10 protein-coding genes are annotated in these 16096 nt (G+C 53.5%); all 10 read right to left on the bottom strand.

The window, feature by feature from the left end; translation table 11 throughout:
- Positions 1-67: 67 nt before the first annotated feature.
- Entirely contained in the window at positions 68-1273 is a 1206-nt protein-coding gene (gene rhlB, locus EHSB41UT_RS21425; protein ID WP_415837422.1) for an ATP-dependent RNA helicase RhlB, read from the bottom strand.
- Between the two features lie 334 nt (positions 1274-1607).
- A complete protein-coding gene (locus EHSB41UT_RS21430) occupies positions 1608-1886 on the bottom strand; it encodes a hypothetical protein (RefSeq protein WP_087112902.1) in 279 nt (92 codons plus the stop codon).
- A 202-nt stretch (positions 1887-2088) separates the two neighbouring features.
- Positions 2089-2550 carry an aspartate carbamoyltransferase regulatory subunit gene (pyrI, locus tag EHSB41UT_RS21435; protein ID WP_087112903.1) on the bottom strand — a complete coding sequence of 154 codons (462 nt, stop codon included), beginning with the start codon at positions 2548-2550 and terminating at the stop codon, positions 2089-2091.
- A 39-nt stretch (positions 2551-2589) separates the two neighbouring features.
- Positions 2590-3513, bottom strand: a complete 924-nt coding sequence (pyrB, locus tag EHSB41UT_RS21440; protein ID WP_087112904.1) for an aspartate carbamoyltransferase — start codon at positions 3511-3513, stop codon at positions 2590-2592.
- 478 nt (positions 3514-3991) lie between these two features.
- Positions 3992-4285, bottom strand: coding sequence for a class I ribonucleotide reductase maintenance protein YfaE (yfaE, locus tag EHSB41UT_RS21445; protein WP_087112905.1), 294 nt, complete (start codon positions 4283-4285; stop codon positions 3992-3994).
- 61 nt (positions 4286-4346) lie between these two features.
- Positions 4347-5477 carry a class Ia ribonucleoside-diphosphate reductase subunit beta gene (gene nrdB / locus EHSB41UT_RS21450; protein WP_087112906.1) on the bottom strand — a complete coding sequence of 377 codons (1131 nt, stop codon included), beginning with the start codon at positions 5475-5477 and terminating at the stop codon, positions 4347-4349.
- 91 nt (positions 5478-5568) lie between these two features.
- The gene (gene nrdA, locus EHSB41UT_RS21455) at positions 5569-7845 is read right to left on the bottom strand and encodes a class 1a ribonucleoside-diphosphate reductase subunit alpha (protein WP_087112907.1); all 2277 of its coding nucleotides are present in this window, start codon (positions 7843-7845) and stop codon (positions 5569-5571) included.
- 732 nt (positions 7846-8577) lie between these two features.
- Positions 8578-9384 (bottom strand): OmpA family protein, encoded by an 807-nt coding sequence (locus tag EHSB41UT_RS21460; RefSeq protein WP_242667388.1) that lies wholly within the window; start codon positions 9382-9384, stop codon positions 8578-8580.
- Between the two features lie 118 nt (positions 9385-9502).
- Entirely contained in the window at positions 9503-10867 is a 1365-nt protein-coding gene (locus tag EHSB41UT_RS21465; protein WP_087112908.1) for a TolC family outer membrane protein, read from the bottom strand.
- Positions 10868-10909: 42 nt separating this feature from the next.
- A partial coding sequence (locus EHSB41UT_RS21470; protein WP_133060608.1) for an immunoglobulin-like domain-containing protein occupies positions 10910-16096 on the bottom strand: 5187 nt, incomplete at its 5' end.

Consider the following 16096-nt stretch of genomic DNA (forward strand, 5'->3'; position numbering starts at 1 on the left):
GAATTTGGAAGCAGAAGGCTGTTGGGGTCAACAGCCTTCTGAAGAGAGTGAGAGCGGTTCTTGAGTGCTACAGCAACTCTTCCGGAGGAGGTGTGCAGCTCAGGCGATCGCCCAGCAGCTCTTCCAGAGTTGGAATCAGGAAGGAGTCATCCTCACAGGCAAAGCTGATAGAAGTACCTGAGGTTCCAGCACGGCCGGTACGGCCGATACGGTGAACGTAATCTTCCGGATCTTCCGGCAGGTTGTAGTTCACCACATGGGAGATGCCATCGATGTGGATGCCACGACCAGCCACATCGGTGGCCACCAGAATACGCAGCTTGCCGGAACGGAAATCTTCCAGCGTTTTTACTCGCTTCTTCTGAGGCACATCGCCGGACAGCATATCGGCTTTCAGACCATCCTTGCGCAGCTTCTCGGTCAGGCGGCGAGTCTGGTCACGGCGATTAGTGAACACTATCACCCGTTCCAGGTTCTGGCGAGTGATCAGGTTGCACAGAACCTGATACTTCTGCTCGGAGCTGATAATCCATACCTGCTGATCCACAGTATCCGTCGCCACGCTGTCCGGCTCGATTTCTACTTTGAGCGGGTTCCAGGTCCACTGCTCACCCAGGCGCAGAACGTCTTCGCTGAAGGTCGCAGAGAACAGCAGGGTCTGACGGTCACCTGGACGTGGAGTCGAGCGGATAATACGACGAACCTGTGGGATAAAGCCCATATCGAGCATGCGGTCGGCTTCGTCGATCACCATGGTTTCGGTCAGATCAAGGAAGATATCCCGGCGCTCGCAGTAATCGAGCAGACGACCCGGTGTTGCCACCAGAATATCGACATACTCTTTCTGCAGCTGCTGGCGCTGCTTCTCGTAATCCATACCACCGACAACCATCACGCAGTGTAGGTTGGTGTACTTGGTCAGCGCCTGAGCATCCTTGTGAATCTGCATGGCCAACTCACGGGTTGGTGCAATCACCAGGGCGCGGGGCTCACCCAGGAAGCGTTCATCCGGGGCTGGAATTTCCATCAACTGCTTGATGGTGGCGATCAAGAAGGCGGCGGTCTTACCGGTACCGGTCTGGGCCTTACCGATGGCATCACGGCCCTGCAGGGTAGCGCCCAGAACTTCAGCCTGAATAGGCGTGCAGTATTTGAAACCAAGATCGGCAATGCCGTGCATCAGAGGCAGTGGCAGATCAAAGTCATGGAAGCGGGCCTTGCCCGGCTCTTCCGGTACCTGAAACTGGCCGAGATCCCAGGATTGGTCAGCCACTTTGGCTGGACGGTTCTTGCGATGGGGATGACGGCTGCGACGGGTTTTGTTGCCTTCGTTGCGGGATCCTGCGGCTTTTTTTCCAGAGGCGGGGGCCTGTGAGCCAGATGCTTTGCTCTGCGGCGCATCCTTGCCCTGGTTGTTCCGGTGCTTGGACCGGTTGAAGATATTTAGAAAACCACTCAAACCTGGTTCTTTCCTTAGTCGAAAAGTTGCGCAGCAGATAGGTTTCTACAGGCTTTAGGAAGGCTGAGAGTATGCTGCTATAAAATGCTATTAAATGTCTGTCCAGCATTATCGGTGGAGTGGGGGCTCTTGTCGACAGTCGGGCGAGTTAATATTCGTCGACGTAGTAATCATCCTGCTGAGGATTGTGCTTCTTGAGCATCTGTCCTTCTGCCTGAAAGCGACGGATCACCCGGCCAAGGGATGATCTTTCCCGCTCTCGCTCGGCACGGGTGCGGCGGCGCCGAACCCAGCGACGGGTATTGGGGCTGATGACCACATACATCAAGGCAAAGAAGCTTTTCTCTTCCTCGAAATTTGCCATGGCCGTATTGATATTATTGAGGCCAGTCGGGGGCATGTTGTTGGGAAAGTTAATTCCGCTCATGACTCACTCCTGAAGCATCACTATCAAGATTCACACTTGTTACACACTATTGGAAAGCCGGGCTGGGGTTGAGTTCCCGAAAAACGGGGAAAATCAGCGAAAGGAGGGGGTATATTGGCTTTTGGAATAAAGGAAATTAATTTTAATTAAACTCGGTTATCTAAACCCCATGCCGAACCGGCCGGCATGGGGATCGGCAGGTTTACAGACCGGCAACAATATCCTTGCTGAAGCTCTTCTCACAGTAGCGGCATTTCAGCTGAATATCGTTATTACGTTCCTTGATAGCAAAGGAGCTCTGCACTGGCTCGTTGTGGGTGATGCAGTTGGAGTTCGGGCACTCAAACACCCCTTCCAGCTTCTCCGGCACGCTCATCTTGAACTTGGCACGAACGGCATAGTTCTCAATCACGTTGATGGTGGCCTGAGGTGCGAACAGCCCCAGCTCGCTGGCTTCGGTCTCATTAAACAGGCGGTTTTCCACCTTGATAATATCTTTCAGGCCCAGCTCCTTGCTGGGCAGATTGAAACCGACGGTGATACGCAGGTCGGTGCCCAGCAGCTGCAGCTGACTGAGGATTTTGACGCCCTGACCGGCCGGGATGTGATCGATAACTGTACCGGTGCCGATGGCTTCAACCTGGAGTTTTTTCTTCTCAACCATGTTTTCTGAATCTCCTGAAAATTCCTGAAAGTGCGCCGGTTAAATGTTTTCGTTCAGCAGCAGAGCCAGTAGGGCTTCCCGGGCGTACACACCATTTTCAGCCTGCTCGAAGTAGTAGGCGTGTGGCGTGCGATCTACATCAACAGTGATTTCGTCGATGCGTGGCAGCGGGTGCAGAACGCGCATGTTCGGCTTGGCTTCTTTCAGGTGCTCTGCGGTCAGGATGTAGCGGGAGGCCAGATGTTTGTACTCGGTCTCGTCAAAGCGCTCTTTCTGAACGCGGGTCATGTAGATGATATCCGCTTCATGGGCGACTTCATGGAAGTCTTCCGCTCGCTTGAAACTGATGCCGGCATCGGCAAAGTCTTGCAACAGGTAGTCCGGCATATACAGCTCATCCGGGGCCAGGAAGGTGAACTCGGCGCCAAAGTGGCAGAGCGCCTGAGCCAGGGAGTGAACGGTGCGGCCGTACTTCAGGTCACCACAGAAGGCCACTTTCAAGCCATCCAGTGTACCCTGGGATTCATAGATGCTGAACAGGTCGAGCAAGGTTTGGGTCGGGTGCTGGTTGGAGCCGTCACCACCGTTAATGATCGGTGAAGACGAGAACTCGGAGGCCAGACGGGCTGCGCCTTCCTGTGGATGACGCATAACCACTGCATCGGTATAGGAGGAGATAACCTGGATGGAGTCAGCCAGGGTTTCACCCTTTTTCGCTAGCGAGGTGTTGCCGCCATCGGCGAAACCGATAATGGTTCCGCCCAGGCGCTGAACCGCAGTTTCAAAGGAGAGGCGGGTACGGGTGGAAGCTTCAAAGAAGCAGCTGGCGATCACCTTCCCAGCCAGCAAATCCGGGTTGGGCACCTGTTTCAGCGTGGCGGCCGTTGAGACGATCAGCTCCAGTTCATCCCGGGTAAGGTCAGTGATGGAGACGATATGCTTCTGGTAAAGCGGGTTGCTCATTGTGTGCGTACCTGTCCATTGGGCATTGTAAGCCTGCGTGCTTCAGATATAAGACACAGTCCTTGTTCTTTGTGGAATGTCGGTCGGGTCTTACAGCAGGTTGCAGGTTGGGTGGTGATGAGGGGAGTTCGACTGGCTGATGGTTTTTCAGCCAAAAAAAAGCCCCTGAATAGAGGGGCTTTTTCAAAAAAATAAATTATCTCCGGCAGGCAGCGGCGCTGAAAAGTGGAGGAAGTCTGTGCTGCCATCATAAAACGTTCGGGTTCCGTCGGTGTTTATGGTCGTGGGACGTACGTTATTATCAGCTGGTTGTACCAGTCTTTATTCTCGCTCTCTCAAGGCTTTGGATGCTTTTGATTAATCAGCCTTAAGATGAATTGTGCGGAATTGTACGTACCTCTATAGTGGTGTCAACACTCTTTACGAAGCATAAAAGAGACGCTGACGACTGGCAACTGTTGCTCTTTATGCCAGTCGTTCAGGCTGATGCCTTGCGCTGTTGCAGTTCTGTCAGGGGCTGGGGCAGGGCGACGGTCACATCACTGTTGGCTTTGCAGCAGCAGGGCAGAATATGCCCTTCCTGTACGAAAGCCAGCGGCTCTTCCTGATACTCGACATCCCCGTCAATCAGTTTGATCTGGCAACAGCCGCAGTACCCCTGGCGACACTGGTACTCCATGGCAATATTTTCACTTTCCAGTGCTTCCAGCAGGGTGGCTTCCGCACGGGGCAGAAAGCTGTAACCATCCTGAATCTTTACAATATTTGCCATGGAGCTATTCCTTGTTGGAGCTAACCCCTATTGGAGCTAGCCCTTATAGGGTCAACCGCGTTTACAGAGAGAAGTCGTTGAAGTCGTCGGTATCGACATCGCTATCAACCTGGCCAACCAGATAAGAGCTGACTTCCACTTCCTGCGGTGCAACCTGCACATTATCACTGTTCAACCAGCTGCTCATCCACGGCAGTGGATTCTGCTTGTTCTCAAACGGTGACTCGAAACCAACCGCTAGCATACGCTGGGTGGTGATGTATTCGACATAGTCAGCCAGGATCTCTTTGTTCAGACCGATCATGGATCCGTCACGGAACAGGTAGGCTGCCCACTCTTTTTCCTGCTCGGCCGCATCAATAAAGATCTGGCGGGCTTCGTCTTTCAGTTCGGTAGCGATCTCGGCCATTTCCGGGTCATCGCGGCCGGAGGCCATAAGCTGCAGCATATGCTGGGTGCCGGTCAGGTGCAGGGCTTCATCCCGGGCGATCAGCTTGATGATCTTGGCATTACCTTCCATGGTGGCGCGCTCGGCGAAAGCAAAGCTGCAGGCAAAACTGACGTAGAAGCGGATCGCTTCCAGCACGTTCACTGATACCAGAGTCAGGTAGAGTTTCTTTTTCAGATCCCGGCGGGAGACAGTAATTGTTTCGCCATTAATGGTGTGCTCACCTTCACCAAAGGTGCTGTACAGCTGTACACCTTCAATCAGGGCATCGTAGTGGCGAGTGATCGCTGTGGCCCGGGAAACGATGGCGTCGTTACTGATGATGTCATCGAACACCTTGGAAGGGTCGGTGAGTACGTTACGCATAATATGCGTGTAGGAGCGGGAGTGAATGGTTTCACTGAACGCCCAGGTCTCAATCCAGGTTTCCAGCTCTGGCAGGGAGACGATCGGTAGCAGGGCAACGTTCGGGGAGCGACCCTGAATGGAATCCAGCAGAGTCTGGTATTTAAGGTTGCTCAGGAAGATGTGCTGCTCATGCTCGGGGAGCTTGGCAAAGTCACTGCGGTCATTGGACAGGTCCACTTCTTCCGGGCGCCAGAAAAACGACAGCTGTTTTTCAATTAGCTGCTCAAAGATCGAGAACTTCTGGACATCATAACGGGCCACATTGACATTCTGGCCGAAAAACATCGGCTCTTTGGTGGCATCAAAATTATTCTGGTTAAACGTGGTGTAAGCCATGTTTGTGTTCTTCCTGCAGGGCTGCCCGTTTCAGGAGCCCTGCATTAACCGTCAGTGGATGAATAGTTTACAAAGTCATTCTGGGGCGCAATCAGATCTTGCAGGCGCCGCCGGCACAGCCATCGTCTTCCTGCTCGACATGCTGGGCGTCGCTCGCCCCATCCCGGGTGTTGTGGTAGTACATGGTCTTCACCCCGAGTTTGTAGGCATTCAGCAGGTCAGTCAGCATCGCTTTCACCGGCACCTTGCCCCCCTCGAAGCGACTTGGGTCGTAGTTGGTGTTGGCGGAAATGGTCTGATCGACAAACTTCTGCATAATCGCGACCAGCCGCAGGTAGCCGGTGTTGTTCGGGATGTTCCACAGCAGTTCGTAATGGTGACGAAGTGTGTCGGACTCCGGCACCACCTGCTTGAGAATACCGTCTTTACTGGCTTTCACGCTGACGAAACCGCGCGGCGGCTCAATACCGTTGGTGGCATTGGAGATCTGCGAAGAGGTTTCGGACGGCATGAGTGCCGTCAGGGTGGAGTTGCGCAGACCATGGGTCTTGATCTCTTCCCGCAGGCTTTCCCAGTCGAGACGCAGTTCGGTATTGCAGACTTCGTCCAGCTCTTTTTTGTAGGTGTCGATTGGCAGAATGCCCTGGCTGTACAGCGTCTCGTTAAACTTCGGACAGGCGCCTTTCTCTTTAGCCAGCTGGTTGGAAGCTTTCAGCAGGTAGTACTGAATGGCTTCAAAGGTTTTGTGCGTCAGAGCATTACCGGAACCATCAGAATAACGGGCACCATTCTTGGCCAGATAGTAGGCGTAGTTGATGACACCCACACCCAGCGGTCGACGACCCATGGTGGCATTACGTGCTGCTGCGACCGGGTAATCTTGGTAATCAAGCAGGCTGTCGAGAGCGCGGACGATCAGATCAGACAACTCTTCCAGCTGGTTCAGACCATCGACCTTGCCAAGGTTAAAGGCAGCCAGAGTACACAGGGCAATCTCGGCGTTCTCGTCGTGGATATCTTCCAGTGGCTTGGTCGGCAGGGCGATTTCCAGACACAGGTTGCTCTGGCGGATCGGTGCGACCTTGGCATCGAACGGGCTGTGGGTATTGCAGTGATCGACGTTCTGCAGATAGATGCGACCGGTGCTGGCACGTTCCTGGGCAAACAGGGTGAACAGTTCGACCGCTTTTAAGGTCTTCTTACGGATGCTGCCGTCTTGTTCATATTTGACGTACAGCTCCTCGAACTTTTCCTGATCTTCAAAGAAGGCATCGTAGAGGCCTGGTACATCACTTGGCGAGAACAGGGTGATATTGCCGCCCTTGATCAGACGCTGGTACATCAGGCGGTTAAACTGCACGCCGTAATCCAGATGACGTACCCGGTTATCTTCCACGCCGCGGTTATTCTTCAATACCAGCAGGTTTTCGACTTCAAGATGCCAGAGCGGGTAGAACAGGGTGGCTGCACCACCACGGACTCCGCCTTGGGAGCAGGACTTCACTGCAGTCTGGAAGTACTTATAGAACGGAATACAACCGGTATGGAAAGCATCACCGCCGCGAATCGGGCTGCCGATGGCACGGATGCGGCCGGCGTTAATGCCAATGCCAGCCCGCTGGCTGACATACTTCACAATGGCACTGGCAGTGGCATTGATGGAATCCAGGGAATCACCACACTCAATCAGTACGCAGGAGCTGAACTGGCGAGTCGGAGTTCGCACGCCGGACATGATCGGTGTTGGCAGTGAGATCATGAACTGGGATGTGGCATCGTAGAAACGACGGATAAAGTCCAGTCGGGTCTCTTTCGGGTAGCCGCTGAACAGGCTAGCCCCAATCAGGGCATACAGGAACTGCGGGCTTTCATAATATTCTTTGGTCACCCGGTTCTGGACCAGATACTTGCCTTCCAGCTGTTTTACTGCGGCGTAGCTGAAGTGCATATCCCGGCTGTGGTCGATAAAACCGTTGATCTCGTCGAGCTCTTCCCGGGTGTAATCGGTCAGTAGGGCTGCGTCGTATTTCTTCAGTTCCACCAGTCGGACAACATGGTCGTACAGCTGCGGAGGCTCAAACTCACCGAAGGCTTTTTTACGCAGATGGAAAATGGCCAGGCGGGCCGCCATATACTGGTAGTCGGGGGCATCAATGGAGATCAGATCGGCCGCTGACTTGATCAGGGTTTCATGGATCTCGGTGGTCGGGATGCCGTTGTAAAACTGGATATGTGCCTTCAGCTCCACCTCGGAGACAGACACATTGTTGAGTCCCTTCGCTGCCCAGGTGATTACCTTGTGAATTTTTTCAAGGTCAATAGCTTCCTGCTGTCCGTTTCGTTTGGTGACCTGAAGAGTTTCGCTCATGCCCTGCCTATTACCCTGTTGTGTGCTGCTGGGGAGCACTATATGTAGTGGTTCTGCTGACGGCGTCAGCAACGGTCTTATAACTACACAGCCACAAATAAAGTAGCTGAAGTGCCGGTTTGGAATATTAAGGGGCTCTTTTCAGGCACAAGGGAAGGGCGGCCAGTTCTGAAAAAACAGAGCTGAACATGTCACTTTTGGCTTGTGTCTGTCAGAGAATCAACCGCTGAACTGTGCTTATGGCTTGTAGAGGGTGGAGAGCCCTTTAATACAGATCCCTGCACTGAATCGGTTGTTTCAAAGCCCGCTGTGTTCCGTGTTGGGGCACTAAATGTTGTGTTTTTATTGTTTCTCTACACAAGATAATGCGGTATGCCGGTTATTGCAAGCTGACGGCCGAACCTGACCAGGTGTCTCTGAGAGTGCAAAAAACAGCCATGTAAGTGTTTACTTCTGCGCAAGTTAGGCGCTTTAGGCGGATGCCCAATTGCAGGAACCCCGGTTCCGATTCGGGTTTTTGTATTTATAAAATTTTGTTATCGCAGGCTAGGACTTTATAGATTTTTTGGTTTGCGTTTTGTAAACAGGCTTTAGCAGGCGGGTAACACTACATCTTGTGGTTGTGTTTTGAGCGGCTAGTGTGGCTTTGGGTATTAAAATGACAGCGGGAAGGCAGTGATTCAGGTTGGAAACCGATCACTGCCTTCCCGCTAACGGAAGGCATGGGGGTCTTTACTGACCCTTGCGAATCACCTTCAGCTCAACCCGGCGGTTCTTGGCCCGGCCTGGCTCACTGAGGTTATCGGCAACAGGTTCCAGCTCACCGGCTCCGGAGACGGTGACGATCCGGCTGTCGATGCCCTGATCAACAAAGAAGTTGCGCACAGCACGGGCTCTCTGCAGCGACAGAGTCTGGTTGTACTTTTCAGAACCAAAGCTGTCGGTATGGCCGGTGATGCTGATACGGGCTGCCGGATTGGCTTTCAGGACGTCTGCCTGCTGGATCAGCAGTTTGTTGGCCGCGGCCGTCAGTATGGCGGAGTCGAATTCAAAGTTCACACCGTCGAGAACGATGTTCTGTACTGGTGGACAGCCTTTACCATCAACCACAGAGCCGGCCGGTGTTCCGGGGCACAGGTCATTGGCATCGACAATACCGTCACCATCGGTATCCAGTGGGGCCGGTTCAACAGGCTGAGGAGCAGGCTCAGCAAAAGCGACTTCTTTCTTCAGGGCACAGCCATTACTGTCAACGGCAACACCCAGCGGAGTCGCAGGGCACTGATCAGCGCTGCCCTTTACGCCATCATCGTCAGCATCCCCATCCATCATATGGCAGACCAGAGCACCAACCAGAGCGCCACCAATCGCGCCTTTCACCGCATTGTCACCGTCATCGGCACCGCCAACACCACCACCGATTGCGGCACCGGTCGCGACGCACAGGGCCTCACGTTCAAACGAGCTCATTGATGCACAGCCACTGACCAGTGCGATAAGAAGGCCCACGGAGCTGAGCCTGATCCCTATATTTTTCATGTTGTGTGTTTCCAGAGAGTTATTCTTCTTTCCATGAACATGCCCACATCCTTTCTCGCCAGAGTGGGCAACTTTCGCTCAGGGCTATCTTATTACTTCGCGCCGGGTTTGTCCGGCTCTATATTTGTGCCACGGTCAGGCCGCAGCGGTTATCCATCGGCAGCGAGGCTTCCAGCTGACGTAGCAGCAAACCTTCGCTGTGCAGCAACCGGTACTGGCTGTACAGGTGGTCGTAGTCGGCACGCACCCGGGAGTTACCTGCCGAGAAGTATTCATTCTGGCTGTCGAGCAGATCCAGCAGGGTTCTGGCCCCGGCTTTAAACTGTTCGCTATAGAGTGTGCGTGCTTTTTTGGCATTGCTTTCGTATGACTTAAGCTGCACCAGTCGTTTAGCGCCGGAATCAACAGCGACCCAGGAGAGACGCACTTCCTCAGTAATCTGACGGGAAGCCCGGTTGCGAATCTCCATAGCTTCATTAATCAGTTTGCTGGTCTGGCTTTTGCGGGCACTGTCTGCACCACCGTTGTAGAGATTAAACGACATTCTCACCATAGCGGTGTGGTTGTACGTGGTGCCTTTGCCGCCATTCTGGTCCTTGCCCCAATCGGCACCCAGTTCCGCCGTGAAGGTAGGAAGGAACGCACTCTTACTGGCTTCATATTGAGCCTGGGCTTCTGCCACATCGGCTTTGGTGATTTTCATAATCGGATGATGTTGCTCAGCCATGGCGACGGCCTGATCTGCCGTGCCGGGCAATCCGCTGGGCGCACCGGGCTTCATAAACTGTGAAGGCAGGTTGCCCACAACCCGCTGAAACACGGTTTTGCTGTCCCGCAGAGAGGCTTCAGCAGAAATCAGATTGGCGTGAGCCAGTAGCAGCCGGCTTTCCGCCTGAGCTACATCAGCTTCCGTACCCATACTGTTGCCACGCTGGCGGATCAGCTCGACGATCCGTTCGTGTTCATCCACATTGGCCTGGGCATTCGCGACCAGCGCCTTCTCTTTCATCACATTGGTATAGGCTTCGGTGGCCTGCAGACCAATATCTTCTGCACTGGAACAGACTTCAAAGTCTGCGGCCCGCTTACGGGCTTTCTGGCGATCCACTTCGCTGCTGGTGGCAAAACCATCAAAGATCATCTGCTGCAGGGTAATAGCGGCTTCTCGACGGGTGCGGTTTTGATCTTTGGTGGCACTGTAAGGGTTATCGTTGTTGCCAATGGTTGTGGCGTTGCGGCTGTTTTCAAAACCGGCACCGGCAGTGAGGTTCACCTCTGGCAGATAACCTGAGCGCGCCTGACGAACCTCATCGGTTTTGGCGCTGGCCGCACTGTTACGGATCAGCACCTCCGGGTTGGTGGCGATGGCGTTATTAACGACATCGGTTAATGTTGCCGCCTGCACATTGCTGGTGGCAATAGCGAGCGTGGACGCGAGGAAAGGAACAACGGCTAACCATCCTTTGTTTTTTTGCATTTTCATAGCATCTCTCCTTGAGATTATTATTTTTTATCTGTGTTTGGATTAGACGAGCAGTTGTCCGTTGTTAATGAGTGCGGTGAGCACCTCGGATTCATTGGTCACCTGATTACTACCGTCGACAGTGACCGTGTAGTTACTGTCATCCCACTTTTGCAAATCCTGTCCATCAAGGGTGATGGTCAGATCCGCCAGGGAAGAGTCGGTGAAGCTGATAGTTGTGCCGGAGGCATCGACGGCTATCTGGATCAGGTCTTCAAGGCTGTTACCGCTGTCGAGAAGATCTTTCAGCAGATTGCGCAGGTCGAGGGCGTCAGCAGCCTGTCCATCGGTGTTTCCGGCCAGCGCAAAGTCGGTGACGTTATCGGATTGCGGGGTGCCACTGACGATATCGCCGCTGTCCCAGACAAAGTAATCCTTGCCGTCTCCGCCTGTCAGCGTGTCACTGCCGCGCCCGCCAATCAGCACATCAACCAGTTCGGCTCCGGTCAGGGTATCGTTGCCATCCAGGCCAGACAGCCGATTATTAACCCCGCTGTCACCGGTTAAGGCATCCTCAGTATTGTTGCCAACCTGAGGTTTAAAGAGGTAACCACTGGTATCCACAGTGACGGTCGCTTCATTGCTGACGAAATCATCAGCATCGATGGCGACATAGTTGAAGGAGTCATCAAGCCCGGAGTTCAGCTGGATATTACGCAGTTCAAAGGAGCCGGTACGGGCATCCGTTCCTTCCACTGCGCCTTCAATTCCAAACTCAATGCTGTCAATGGTCTGGCCTGCGACTGTGGTGGTGATATCGACAATACGGGCAAGGTTATCTGGGGCGTATTCATTATTGGTGACAAAGATACTGCCACCCTCTTTGCTCCAGTTGTCCGGACCGTCCACGCTTACAATCAAAGTGGCCGGGTCGATCAATGTGCCGGACTTATCAAAGACCTTAATCTCAACCCGCTCCACACCTTGCTTGTCAGTGCCGTCATCATTCATCCAGTCGTAATAACTGCCAAGGCCATCCACAGTCAGGGTGACACTCTTGGCAATCAGACCGATAAAGGATGCCGTGATCCTTTCGTCGGGCTTATTAATATCCGGGCTGGATGGCGTACCGTCGGTATTGTATTCGGAGATAATGCCAAGTCCGCCGCCCCGTTGGTTATTGTCAGGATCAACAATTCCGAACACATGGCCAGCGGAAGCTTGCAGCTCGATAAACTGTCCGTCGCCAATATTCAGCGATCCTGATGATTGACCCTCGCCAGAAATTCCCCAGCTGGTGAATTCGGTTCGTTCGGCGCTGCCGGTATCACCAATAATGGCGATACGTGGCAACATCGGATCGGCTTCGTAATGCAATCCAGATTGCGTGAAGTTTTGCTGATCAGCTCCACCGCGAAGCATCTCGTCAGTAACTTTGACTGTGCCAGAGGCATCGGTATGGTAAAGCCATCCCGATTCCGGCAGGGAGGTCAACTGTATGATCAGATCATCATCGTTACCGTCATAGTCGGTGACGTGCGGCTCAAAGCCTACTGAGCCTGACAGGCCAGTATTTACGTTCTGAATGGTGAAGTCTTCTGCCACCGGCGCTTCGGGAACAACGCGAATTGTCAGAGTACCTTCTGAACCATCGCCATCGTTGTCTATCAGCGTGAAGGAGAATTCTTCGGAGGTCAGATCAGCGGCTTTGCTGGAAGGCGCAAAGGTGTATTCCCCCGTACTCATATTGACCTTCAGTCTGCTGTTCTCTGAAGTCAGAACCGACAGTTCATTCCCGGCAATCACATCGCTGTTGTGATCATTGGTGATCTGGTTGCCATCAAAGGTGTAGATCACATCCTTATCGGTACCATTGTCATCAATGGTTACGGTAAAGGATTTCACATACCCGCCATCCGCTCCGAAGCCTGAGGTCTCACCATTTTGCTGGAGAACACCTATCAGGTTGGCGTTAGTGGGCGGGATAGAGATAGTCTTCTCGACTTCATCGGACAGCAGGTTAAGGTCATCAATAATGATGCCATCCGTATTCCGAGTCGCAGGGTTGTTGTCCTGCGCATTATAGGCGACAGGGTTTATGTCATCTTTGCTAAGACCTGTGCCTAACCCGATTGCAATGGAGTTTATGGGCGGTTGAGATTGATCTCCCTGAGGATCAGCAAGGAAGTTGATCCATGCCGTTTCTTCAGGTCCATCTATGTCATCACCGGCAGACCAGGGTACGCCATCCGAAAGGAAGTAGGAGACATTGTTGACGACAGTATCCGTGTCAGGAACAAATTTACCAGACTGGAGGAAAGCGGCTTTGGCTTCTTCCAGAGCATCATCAAAATCGGTACCGCCATCACCATAAAGATCATCAAGACCGTTTATGAATGCTTTCGCTGTTGCTGCGTCAACCCATACGTTCTGAGGAGAGAAGGCAACACTTTCAAACATGACCAACTTGACCATGACATTGCCGTAGTTGGCATACTCATCGACCAGCTTGTTGACAGTCTGTTTCGCCAGGGCAAAACGTGTGTATTGCCCTTGGTTTGTGTCGTTCGGATCGATAACGCCGGAAGGGTCATCCATACTTCCGGATCTATCAATAATGATCGTCAGGTTGGTATGCACTGGCGGGATAACAATATCCTGCACGACATCACCGCCGACCGGCATATCATCTTCTACTTTAACGGTTAAGGTGCCGTCGGTAGTGTTCGAGCCATCAGTCACCTTGATGCCAAAATCAAGTTGGGAGATATCTTCAACACTATTCAGTGGATGATCGACAGGCTTACTAAGGGTGACGGTGTAACCAGCCTCGAAATCCTGGGTGCCGGGAGCCGAACCTGCAGTAACAGGATCCAGTGTCACGACCATCACCGTTTCAGTATTACTGCCTGTGCCGATGGAGCCAATCAGCTGTGAGGTATCCGCAGAATTAACCGTCCAGGTAATGGGTGAACCACCGGACTCTATGGCTGGTGGGTTGTTCAGCAAGAATGTGACTGGATCAAAGTCCCAACCCACACTCATATCCGCAAGTACGCCATCCGGATCATCAAAGGTAACCTTTCCGGTTACTGATGCGTTATTGGTTGTATCTCCTGGTTCGCCGGGGTTAAGTGGCTGACCATCGTCGTCGAGGATGCCATTGGACAGCCCTTCTTCCGAGACGCTTACAGCGCCGGAGATGTTGGTTGGGGCAAAGTCGTTATCGGTAATGCTGATTGTGACTTCGGCAGTGTCGCCAAGGAGTTGTTCAAACTGGTTGGGGGTTACTGGACTGACACCGGTAATCCGGTTAGTGATGGTTTCACCAGCTTCAACCAGCTTATCGTCGGGAACAATGTAGTTGACTGTTCCGCTCACACTGTTTGCCGCAATGGTAATGGTTTGACCATTCGCTAAGTCAACACTCACTCCATCATGCCCATCGACAGGTAACCCGTCAGCATTCGACAGAGTGGCTGTATAGGTAATCACTCCACCTTCAATCACCGGGTTGGGGGTTGCTGTCAGGGTGATTATGACGGGATCGTTATCATCGGTGATGGTGGTGACCACATCATCCGACGTAAAGGTGAGGTTCTCAAACTCACTGCCGCCGGTAACGCCGGTAATGCTGTTGGAAACCGTATCCCCGTTTTCGACCCAGACATCATCGCGATCAATCGCCAGATCCACAGTGCCACTGGTGGCACCGGCCTGGATGGTGATCTGCTGCTGGTTGGCCAGCGTGACGGTCAGACCATTGTGATTGGCAACCGGCAAGCCGTCGACGTTAGACAAAGTCGCGGTGTAAGTAATCGATCCACCATCTTCACTGGTGGTCGGTGTCGCGGTCAGCGTGATCGTCACTTCATCTTGATCATCAGTGATCGCGGTGACCACTTCCTCCGACGTAAAGGTGAGGTTCTCAAACTCACTGCCGCCGGTGACGCCGGTAATGCTGTTGGAGACCGTGTCCCTGTTCTCGACCCAGACATCATCCCGATCAATGGCCAGATCCACGGTGCCACTGGTGGCGCCGGCCTGGATGGTGATCTGCTGCTGGTTGGCCAGATTGACGGTCAGACCATTGTGGCCGGCAACCGGTAGGCCGTCGGCATTCGTTAGAGTGGCAGTGTAGGTAATCGAGCCGCCATCTTCACTGGTGGTGGGTGTGGCGGTCAGGGTGACGGTGACGATATCGGTGTCATCGGTAATCGCGGTGACCACTTCATCCGGACTGAACGTCAGGCTTTCAAACTCGCTGCCGCCGGTGACACCGGTAATGCTGTTGGAAACCGTATCACCGTTCTCGACCCAAACATCATCGCGATCGATGGCCAGATCCACCGTGCCACTGGTGGCACCGGCCTGAATGGTAATCTGCTGCTGGTTGTCCAGCGTGACGGTGAGACCGTTGTGGTTAGCAATCGGCAAGCCGTCGACGTTAGACAAAGTCGCGGTGTAAGTAATCGAGCCGCCATCTTCACTGGTGGTCGGTGTGGCGGTCAGGGTCACGGTGACGGTATCGCTGTCATCGGTGATGTTAGTGACTACTGCATCCTGACTGAACGTCAGGTTCTCAAACTCGCTGCCACCGGTGACGCCGGTAATGCTGTTGGAAACCGTATCCCCGTTCTCAACCCAGACATCATCCCGATCGATGGCCAGATCCACCGTGCCACTGGTGGCACCGGCCTGAATGGTAATCTGCTGCTGGTTGGCCAGCGTGACGGTGAGACCGTTGTGGTTAGCAATCGGCAAGCCGTCGACGTTAGCCAAAGTCGCGGTGTAAGTAATCGAGCCGCCATCTTCACTGGTGGTCGGTGTGGCGGTCAGGGTCACGGTGACGGTATCGCTGTCATCGGTGATGTTAGTGACTACTGCATCCTGACTGAACGTCAGGTTCTCAAACTCACTGCCACCGGTGACGCCGGTAATGCTGTTGGAAACCGTATCCCCGTTCTCAACCCAGACATCATCCCGATCGATGGCCAGATCCACCGTGCCACTGGTGGCACCGGCCTGAATGGTGATCTGCTGCTGGTTGGCCAGATTAACGGTCAGACCGTTGTGGTCGGCAACCGGCAAACCATCGGCATTGGTCAGAGTGGCGGTGTAGGTAATCGAGCCGCCATCTTCACTGGTGGTCGGAGTGGCGGTCAGGGTCACGGTGACGGTATCGGTGTCATCGGTAATCGCGGTGACCACTTCATCGGGACTGAACGTCAGGTTCTCAAACTCACTGCC

It is taken from the genome of Parendozoicomonas haliclonae (assembly GCF_900174585.1).
Lineage (GTDB): Bacteria > Pseudomonadota > Gammaproteobacteria > Pseudomonadales > Endozoicomonadaceae > Sansalvadorimonas > Sansalvadorimonas haliclonae.

Coding starts and splice junctions, on each gene's coding strand:
- EHSB41UT_RS21430 (WP_087112902.1), bottom strand. CDS start 1,886: ATGAGCGGAATTAACTTTCCCAACAACATGCCCCCGACTGGCCTCAAT.
- pyrI (WP_087112903.1), bottom strand. CDS start 2,550: ATGGTTGAGAAGAAAAAACTCCAGGTTGAAGCCATCGGCACCGGTACA.
- pyrB (WP_087112904.1), bottom strand. CDS start 3,513: ATGAGCAACCCGCTTTACCAGAAGCATATCGTCTCCATCACTGACCTT.
- yfaE (WP_087112905.1), bottom strand. CDS start 4,285: ATGGCAAATATTGTAAAGATTCAGGATGGTTACAGCTTTCTGCCCCGT.
- nrdB (WP_087112906.1), bottom strand. CDS start 5,477: ATGGCTTACACCACGTTTAACCAGAATAATTTTGATGCCACCAAAGAG.
- nrdA (WP_087112907.1), bottom strand. CDS start 7,845: ATGAGCGAAACTCTTCAGGTCACCAAACGAAACGGACAGCAGGAAGCT.
- EHSB41UT_RS21460 (WP_242667388.1), bottom strand. CDS start 9,384: ATGAAAAATATAGGGATCAGGCTCAGCTCCGTGGGCCTTCTTATCGCA.
- EHSB41UT_RS21465 (WP_087112908.1), bottom strand. CDS start 10,867: ATGAAAATGCAAAAAAACAAAGGATGGTTAGCCGTTGTTCCTTTCCTC.